This window comes from Parasphingomonas frigoris (genome assembly GCF_036663815.1).
Lineage (GTDB): Bacteria > Pseudomonadota > Alphaproteobacteria > Sphingomonadales > Sphingomonadaceae > Sphingomonas.
Window position 1 is genome coordinate 1 of the sequence record NZ_JAXOJQ010000072.1, and the last position, 1163, is coordinate 1163.

Annotated in this window: 2 protein-coding genes; one reads left to right on the forward strand and one right to left on the reverse strand. The window is 69.6% G+C overall.

Going from position 1 to position 1163, the window contains the following annotated elements:
- A partial coding sequence (locus tag U1872_RS22535; RefSeq protein WP_332795085.1) for a dihydrofolate reductase occupies positions 1-432 on the reverse strand: 432 nt, incomplete at its 3' end.
- 240 nt (positions 433-672) lie between these two features.
- Here U1872_RS22535 and U1872_RS22540 point away from each other — a divergent pair.
- Positions 673-1163, forward strand: a 491-nt coding sequence (locus U1872_RS22540; RefSeq protein ID WP_443025443.1) for a DUF3772 domain-containing protein, incomplete at its 3' end; no start/stop codon positions are given.

The window sequence follows — 1163 nt, forward strand, 5'->3', positions numbered from 1 at the left end:
GGGGCGTTCACCCTCGGCTGGGTGATCCTCGCGGGCGATCTCTTGCCAGCCGTCGAAGGCAGGGAGGGTGGCGTCGCCTTCGGGTTCGGCGTGGACTTCGGTCAGTTCTATCCGATCCGCGCGGGGGAGCATCTGCGCGTAGATCTGCGCGCCACCGATCACGGCGACATCGTTGCCCGCCATTGCCAGTGCCTCCTCGACCGAATGCGCGACCTCCGCACCCGCCGCCGTCCAGTCGCCGCGGGTGAGAACGATGTGGCGGCGGCCGGGGAGGGGGCTCGGGAAGCTTTCGAAGGTCTTGCGCCCCATCACCATCGGCTTGCCCATCGTCAGCGCCTTGAAGCGCTTGAGGTCTGCGGGGATGCGCCAGGGGAGGTGGCCGTCGCGGCCGATGACGCCGTTGCTGGCGCGGGCGAGGTAGAAGGTGATCATGGCGGTGGTCATGCCGGATTGGGGGGCGGTGAGCTACTCTCCCGTTTCAGCCAGCAGCCATGCCGCTAACTCCACCCCGGCGAAGGCCGGGGCCCAATTGGCAAGGTCGTCGTAACGACAGATCGACCTCAACCACTACCGGCCCCCAATTGGGCCCCGGCCTTCGCCGGGGTGGTGACAGCAGGCGCACGTTTCCCCACCCCCTCCCGTTTCCGCCCCCATCGCTGTACAGCACCCCGGATGACTCTCCTCCGCTACCTCGCCGCGCTCATCCTCCTAGCCACCGCGCTCCCAGCGATCGCGCAGGACGAGCCCAAGGTCGCAGCCGTCGCGGCCAGCCTCACCCAGGCGTCGACCGAGCTCCAGGCGATCGACGACGCCACCCCCGCTGCGCGCGACGACAAGGCGCGGCAGGCGTTGCGGGATCGCGCGCAGGCCGTGCAGACCATCGCCGCCGATGCGGTCCGCACGCTCACGCCCGAGATGGCGCTGGTCCAGGCGCGTGTCGCGGAACTCGGCGCCGCCACCCCCGGCGTCGTCGAGGCGCCCGAAATTCGCCAGCAACGCAAGCTTCTCGCGCAGAGCCAGTCGGCGATCGATTCCGCCATCAAGCGCGCGCGCCTGATCGGGATCGAGGCCAAGCAGCAGATCGACGATATCGGCGCGGCCGAGGCGGAGGAGCTCGGCCAGCAATTGTCCGAAAACACCGGTTCGCCGCTGTCGCCCGCGCT